Genomic DNA, 7,067 nt, shown 5'->3' with positions numbered 1-7,067 from the left:
TGCACCCGCGGCCCGTGCTCACGGGCAAAGCGTGCCTGCAAGTGCTGGCTGTTGGCGCACACCGCCGCTGCGTTCATCCATCACCTCCAATAGCGTGTATACGTGTATGGTACGAAAGCCCAGGCCTGCCGTGCGGCGTCAAGCCCTGCTTTTACCCCTATCTTGCTCAAGCATCGAGTATACGCATACGATGTTGTCATGCAAACACGAAATAACCAAACACGTTTTTGGAAGCCTCCAGGCGGCGATGATCCTGCATGTCGTCGCACCCAATAACAGGCATTCATTGCGCCAATACCCGTTGCAGGAAATGCCCATGCGCACTGTTGCTCCGCAACGATTTTTGTTTTCGACAAACCACCCATAAATACAGTACACTCTCTTGCGTTTGATGCACTCACACCACAACAGGGAGTACCCCATGAGCCGATTTGAGCATCTCGACCTGGAAGCACTGCAACAGCAGATGCAAGCGACCGCCGAAGAGCACGCCGAAATCGAGCGGCTGTTGCAGCAGAAGCTGAAAGAGGCCAAAGGCGACTTCGTGCGCAGCCTGCGCGCGCAGATCACCGAGCAGGGCTATGATGTTGTCGACATCGCCAACCAGTTGCTCGGGCGCAAGCGCGGCAGTGTCGCCCCGATCAGCGGCAGCTATTACGTCGACCCCGACGACCCCAGCAACACCTACAAGCGTGGCCCGCTGCCGCGCTGGCTCAAAGAGAAGATGCTCGCCGCCGGCCTGGACCCCGAGTCCAAGCAGCAGCGCGACGACTACAAGGCCGACCACCTGACCTTTGTCAGCGCCTGATTCCATCACCGGATCCGATCTCCCGATCGGATCCCTTCATCTCAGTTGGCAACCGGGGTGCTGTTGATACTAAGGTTATCAAAGGTTCAGTTCTGATTTTTGGCCCTGCTCCCGATCAGAATGGCCAATAAAACAGCGTCCTGCCCAGAGCACCCAGCGATCGCTGCCGAGGGCCTTGATCATCGCGCCGGCCGGTAGCCGGTAGGGTGGACAAGCGCAGCGCCGTCCACCAAACCCCGTGCTGGCGCCGGTGGACGGCGCTGCGCTTGTCCACCCTACACGCTCTACTTCGAGAGGTGGCCGGAACGATGATCAAGTCCCTGCCGAGGCTGATGCGGGTCTCGGCGTTGACCCCCGGGTTGCCGAGATCCAAGGCAGGAGGCCGTTACAGGCTGTTCAGGCCCGCCGGCTCCCGCCAGCCAAGGGCGATCTGCTGCGTGCCGGGCACGAGCGGCAGATCGATGGCGTCAGACTCCAGCGGCAGGGGCTGGGCACGGCCATGTCGGTGCAGTGGAAGGCGACGAGATGGGCATCGGCCATTGGTTGGAGCTTTCCAGCAACAACCCTGCGCTTGTCGATTGGAACGAGACCGCGATCCTGCTCAACACCCGCGGTGCGGCTGGATCGCCACGGACGGTATGCCTGGCAGCGGCGGGGCCAAGGGCTTCGGGCAGAACGACGGTGTCTTCGCCGTCCCGGTGCAGGGCGAGCATCGGGGGCTGTTGCGGCAGTTTCTCTCGGGCGTGCCAGACGCGTGCGCAGTATCTGCCGAATCTGTCCTGCGACTGGCGTTTGGATGCGCTGCGACGCATGGACATCGGCAGGCTTGATCCGTCGGCGCCCTGAGTGCGCGGCCCTTGTTCATGGCCTGGTAACAGGCCTCTGCGATCATCCGTTGTCTCTCAGGAACGCCCAAGAGGTGATTAGCGTGGAACGTTTTGCAGACGAGCTCGACCTCGCACAGTTTCGCAGCGAGCAGATGATCGAATCGGCCATCGCCGCCATTCGCTCCCGCGGCAGCGACGGTCGCGGGCGGTCGCAGTGTACCGACTGTGGTGCCGACATCCCAGCCGAGCGCCTGTCGCTGGTGCCGAACGCGATTCGCTGCACGGTCTGTCAGGAGGCGTTCGAATTTCGGGCAGTGGCCAAGTGCGCCCATTAGGGAAACGCTGATTTATTCAGCGTTTCCCGTGCGGGGCAGGAGGCCCCGTGCTGACTTTTGGCCAGGGTGGCCAATAAATCAGCGTCTCCTTGGAAAATCGCGGATTGTTCCAGCGTTGACCGGGCGGGGCCGGACGCCCCGTCACGTTCAGTCGTCTTTGGGACCGGACATGCCCAGGCCTCGGTGCCGCGGGAAATGATGCGGGCGGAAAAGCTTGACTAGAACGCTTGGTGCGCTACAGTGACCCTGACGCGCCCCTGATGGCTAGATAAATAATACTTATCGAAAAACCCCCGCCCTGGCGCGCCACCAAAGCAACTGCCAAAACAAACGATCGAACGACCGGACGACAAGCGTCGATTCGTCGCACTGGGCCCGATGGCCCCTGTGCAAGGGCTGAAACCAGTTCCCGCTCGCCGCCACTGCCCGCGACGATCGGGGGTTTTCGTCAGTCGAGGATCGGTCGATAGGAGTCGATGGAACCATGCATATCCAAACCTCAGCGCGGCGTTTCTCCTCAATCCACGATCACTTACCGCTCGACGAGCACGGCTTCCTGCTTGACCCGCACTACTGGAGCGAGCACATGGCCTGCTTGATCACCGCCATGGACGGTCGCGGCACCTTGCAGGCCGAGCACTGGTCGGTCATCTACTACCTGCGCGAGCACTATCTCACCTACGGCGCGCTGCCCGCGACGTCGAATCTCTGCAAGACCCTTGGCCTGAAGAAGGCTCAGGTCAAGCAGCTCTTCGGTAGTTGCCGGGCGGCCTGGAGAACCGCAGGGCTGCCGAATCCGGGTGAAGAGGCGCTCACCTACATGAACTGAGTGCCAATTGCGCTCGCCAGGGACGGCGAGCTGATGCGCTGTCACCGGTCACTGCGACGGGGCTAGGGCTCAGCGTCTGAGACGGCGGCCTGCAGCCCCGAATCGGGCTGAGGGAAGGTGATGCGGTCCTGATGCGCGGGGCCGTCCAGTGCGGCGAAGAGGCTCAGGTCGCGCCCGTAGACATCCCGGCGAAAGCCGACCCGGCCCTGATCGTCAGCCATGGCGGTCAGGTAGTACAAGAGCACCGGGAGATGTTCATCGAGCTGCACGTCCCGGGTGCGCGCCTTGGCGACGACGCCATCGATGGCGTCTCTGCTCCAGCCGTGCTTGCCCAGCAACAGCTCCGCCAGCGTCAGCGGCTCACGCACGCGGATGCAGCCATGGCTGTACGTGCGCGCGCTGCGTCCAAACAGATGCTTGGCCGGTGTGTCGTGGAGGTAGATGGCATGCCGGTTGGGGAACATGAACTTCACCTGCCCCAGCGCATTGTCCGGACCCGCCGCCTGCACGAGACGATAGCGCTTGTAATCGCGCCCATCCACGCCCGATACGGCGCGACCCGTGGAGCGATCGATCACACGAAACTGATCCGAGGTGTGCTGCATCGTCTTCTGAATCGACGACGGCACGGCCCAAGTCGGGTTGAAAACGATGTGCTCCACCGCGTCTCGGAACATCGGCGTCTGAGTCTCTGCTGTGCCGACGATGATCGGCGTCGTCCAGATCGTCTGACCATCACGGATCAGGTGCAGCCGAAAACCGGCGACATCGACCAAGAGAAAGTCGTCGGAAAGCTCGTTGTAGAGCCAGCGCATGCGCTCCAGATTGGCGCGAATGCTGCGCAGCCGGTCGCTGATCGGCAGGTTCAGCGCCCATAGGGTATTCGGACCGACGACGCCGTCTTCGGCCAGACCTGAGCGTGCCTGCAGCTGCCTGATCGCGTCTGCGAGCGGCTCGTCGTACACCTCGGCGTCGGCAGGGGCCGTGGCGGGGTAATCCTCAGTCAGGACTAGCCGTTGCCGTATCAGAGGCACACGCGCATCGCGCATCCCGGGACGCAGCGGGGTGCCGCTCGCAATCGGCTCCCAACCGTCGGGATAGGCGTCGGCGAGCTGGAGGTAACGCCGGTAGCCCGACTTCAGGTGCTGATAGAAGCTCGGGTTGGGCAAGCGTTTGGTCAGCGCAGAGGCCAGATCAGGCGAGGCGAGCACGGCTTGCATATCGGACTTGAGGGCCTCGGCGTCCGCACGGTCGACAAAAATCCAGTCCGGGTCGATCTGCCGCCCACTGTACTTGCCGAAGCGCCGATGGTGGATGTAGCGCAGCAGTGAATCACTGAGCAGGATCTCGGCGGCGGCCCGCGCACTGGCCGCCGTGCCGGCATCGAGCTGCCCGGCATCGATGATGCGGGCGATGGCCGTGGCGTGGAAGTCGTCGGGGACAAAGCCATGGGCAATGCTGCGCCGGGCGATCTTCTGCAGCGCCTCGGCCCGAGCCTGATCCCAGGCGGCACGGTACGCGCGCTCTCGATAGACCTCGCCCAACAGGCGGCCAGAGAAGAGCGGGACACCCGAAACCGTCGGTGTCTTCGCGGATTCAAGGTGCTCGACCTCTTGCCGCAGCAGCTCGTCCCCAACGGCCGGCAAGGACAGCGCCAGGCTGAGCACAACCACTGCGAGCCCAAACAACCAACGTCCTCTCATGCGATTCCTATTGGCACCTGGTCCACACCTGTCAGCAAAGCTGGCGTGGCGTGATGCTGGGGCATTGTCGGTCAATTCCAAAGGGGGCTGCGGACCTGTTGCGCTTATGCGATGGCGAGAGGCGGTGGAGCGGCGAAGGCGGTGGCGTGCGCTTCACCAGGTCCATGAGACTTACCGGTGCTGCGCGCGCGCATCAGTGCGGGCGGCTCGACGCGCTCGGCGGCGCGCTCGGCGAGAACAGCCCAAAGAAGCGCGCATCCTCCTGCAGCAGGTGGCGTGCGACCAGGTCGCGGTAGAGGAACTCCACCAGCTCGCCGACACCGATGGCGCCGGCCTCGGCCTGGGCGCGCATGCCTTGGGCGTGCTCGATGAGCCGCCGATGGGCGGCGGCGTGGGCGGCGAGGTCGGCGTAGCCGCGCTCGCGCAGGATCGCCTCCTCATGCGCGAAGTGCGCCACGGCATGCGTCATAAAGGCCTCGAGCGCGGGCAGCAGGCTGTCCGGGTTCCCGGCGGCGGCGATCAGCGCATTGGCCAGGCTGAAGAGCTCGCGGTGCTCCTGGTCGATGCGCGGCTCGCCACAGGCGTAGGTGGGCTTCCAGATCAGCCGCAGGGCGCCGGCGACGGGCTCGACGGGGGCGTCCTCGGCGCCGGCGATGACGACCTGGTTGCGCCCGGCGTGCTTGGCGGCATAGAGGGCGTCGTCGACGCGCTTGATCCAGGCATCGAGGGTCTCGCCCGGGCGCAGCTGGCCGACACCGAAGCTGGCACTGAGGCTGCCGATGGTGGCGAAGGTGGCGGCGGCGAGCTCGGCGCGCAGCTTCTCGGCCACGCAGGCCGCCCCTTGCAGGTCGCAGTGCGGCAGCAGCAGGGCGAACTCCTCCCCGCCCCAGCGCGCGAGGACGTCGGAGCGGCGCAGGTCCGCACGCACCAGCGCGCTCAGCGCCACCAGGGCGGCATCACCGGCCTGGTGGCCGAAGCGGTCGTTGATGGCCTTGAAGTGGTCGATGTCGAGCAGGATCAGCGACAGCGGCGTGCCGTGGCGCTGCGCGCGGGTGCGCTCGGCGGCGGCGGTGTGCTCGAAGTACCGGCGGTTCCAGGCGCCGGTGAGGGCGTCCTTGGTGGCCAGCTCGCGCAGCTCGGCATTGGCCGCCTGCAGTGCGCGGGTGGCTGCCTCGGCGGCGGCGCGCGCCTGCTGCAGCTGCGCCTCGGCATGTTTGCGCGCGCAGATGTCGCGGCTGATGCCGAGCAGCTCCACGCAACGGTCGTCGCCGTCCGTGATGGCGCTCATGGTGAGCTCGACCCAGACGCAGGTGCCGTCCTTGCAGCGGCGCTCGAGCTCCAGCGGCGGGATCTGTAGCGGCCGGCCGGCTCGCTGATCGGCGCGCGCCTGCGCCAGTGCCTGCTCCAGGCGGCTCCAGGAGCTGGCGGCGAACAGCGCCTCCAGCGGCAGCTGCAGACACTCCTGCGGGGTGTAGCCGGTGAGCCGCTCGATGGACGGGCTGATGTAGGTGAGCCCGCCCGCCAGGTCGAGCGTCCAGATGACGTCGGCGGCATGATCGGCGAGCAGGCGGTGGCGGCGCTCGCTCAGGCGCAGCTCCGCCAGCATCCGCTTCTGCACCGTGAGATCCATGAACGCGATGAGCACGCGATCGGCGACGATCTGCCCGCAGATGCGCACCTCGCGTGTGCTGCCGTCCTTGCAGCGCAGCCGGTACTCGCCCGGGGCCATGGTGCCGCCGGCCGTGCGCAGGCGCGCGAAGCCGGCCTCCCAGGCCTGCAGCACCTGCGCGCGCTCGGCCGCGTCGGGCAAGGCCTGTGCGGCAAAGGCGGTGAGGCTGGGGATGTCCGCGAGCGTGTAGCCGAACAGCTCGGTGAAGCGCGGGTTGAGCGAGCGCGTGGCGTGCCCGTGCGGCGGATCGAAGCAGACGATGGGCACCGGCAGGTCCGCGAGCACCCGCTGCAGGGTCTCGGGGGGGGCGCGGGTGGCGCCGGGACCTGCTGCGGGCAGATGGCGCTCGATGAGCGTGTCCAACTGCGCAAGCAGCCCAAGCAGATCGGTGTCGGCCGGCGATGGCGGCCGTGCGGTCTCAGTCATGCTCACATCCCTGCCCGACACGGGCAATGCCCCTGGAATGCACACCGGGCCGCAGGGGACCGACGAAACAGCATGACGGATGCGCGTTGCAGCCGAGCGCGCGATGGCGGGTGAACGGCCGCCCACCACAGGCGATGACCGGAACAGCCGCACCGCTGATCCCGGGCAAGCAGGCCAAGTCACGCAGGTCACTGTGCCAGATAATCCCTGACAACACAAATGCTGGGCACCAAGCCCTGATCCGCTCGCGGGATCAGAACGGTGCTCCGGGGCGCGATGCGCTCGGTCCGCCAGGCCGGTCGGCGGTGGGCTGTCGGGTCCGCCGGTCTTGGTCTGAAGGCCTGGGTCTAAGGCACGATTCAGAAATCACCTACACGGATGCACGGTAGGGCGGGTAAAAGAAACGCCAACCCCACACGCCACCAACCCCGGTGCGCGTAGCGTATAAGCCCAACAGTGTTTAACATGTT

Annotated in this window: 5 protein-coding genes; 3 read left to right on the top strand and 2 right to left on the bottom strand. The window is 65.7% G+C overall.

The window, feature by feature from the left end; genetic code table 11:
* Window positions 1-421: 421 nt before the first annotated feature.
* The 3 genes from F2Q65_RS18970 to F2Q65_RS18955 all read left to right on the top strand — a co-directional run bounded on the left by F2Q65_RS18970 (window position 422) and on the right by F2Q65_RS18955 (window position 2,799).
* On the top strand, window positions 422-808 hold the full coding sequence (locus F2Q65_RS18970; RefSeq protein WP_170265817.1) for an H-NS histone family protein: 387 nt from the start codon (window positions 422-424) through the stop codon (window positions 806-808).
* Window positions 809-1,736: 928 nt separating this feature from the next.
* Entirely contained in the window at window positions 1,737-1,970 is a 234-nt protein-coding gene (locus F2Q65_RS18960) for a TraR/DksA C4-type zinc finger protein (RefSeq protein ID WP_211354111.1), read from the top strand.
* A gap of 484 nt (window positions 1,971-2,454) precedes the next feature.
* Window positions 2,455-2,799 carry a TusE/DsrC/DsvC family sulfur relay protein gene (locus F2Q65_RS18955; protein WP_150094964.1) on the top strand — a complete coding sequence of 115 codons (345 nt, stop codon included), beginning with the start codon at window positions 2,455-2,457 and terminating at the stop codon, window positions 2,797-2,799.
* 62 nt (window positions 2,800-2,861) lie between these two features.
* Here the strand turns inward: F2Q65_RS18955 and F2Q65_RS18950 are convergent, their stop codons facing one another.
* Both F2Q65_RS18950 and F2Q65_RS18945 read right to left on the bottom strand, forming a co-directional pair.
* The gene (locus F2Q65_RS18950; RefSeq protein ID WP_211354110.1) at window positions 2,862-4,487 is read right to left on the bottom strand and encodes a L,D-transpeptidase family protein; all 1,626 of its coding nucleotides are present in this window, start codon (window positions 4,485-4,487) and stop codon (window positions 2,862-2,864) included.
* A gap of 208 nt (window positions 4,488-4,695) precedes the next feature.
* On the bottom strand, window positions 4,696-6,597 hold the full coding sequence (locus tag F2Q65_RS18945) for a diguanylate cyclase (protein WP_150094962.1): 1,902 nt from the start codon (window positions 6,595-6,597) through the stop codon (window positions 4,696-4,698).
* Window positions 6,598-7,067 lie beyond the last annotated feature (470 nt).

It is taken from the genome of Thiohalocapsa marina (genome assembly GCF_008632335.1).
In the GTDB taxonomy this organism is placed as follows: domain Bacteria; phylum Pseudomonadota; class Gammaproteobacteria; order Chromatiales; family Chromatiaceae; genus Thiohalocapsa; species Thiohalocapsa marina.
Note: the sequence above shows the minus strand (reverse complement) of the source record. Positions and strands in the feature narration are given on the sequence as shown.

Coding starts and splice junctions, on each gene's coding strand:
- F2Q65_RS18970 (WP_170265817.1), top strand. CDS start 422: ATGAGCCGATTTGAGCATCTCGACCTGGAAGCACTGCAACAGCAGATG.
- F2Q65_RS18955 (WP_150094964.1), top strand. CDS start 2,455: ATGCATATCCAAACCTCAGCGCGGCGTTTCTCCTCAATCCACGATCAC.
- F2Q65_RS18945 (WP_150094962.1), bottom strand. CDS start 6,597: ATGACTGAGACCGCACGGCCGCCATCGCCGGCCGACACCGATCTGCTT.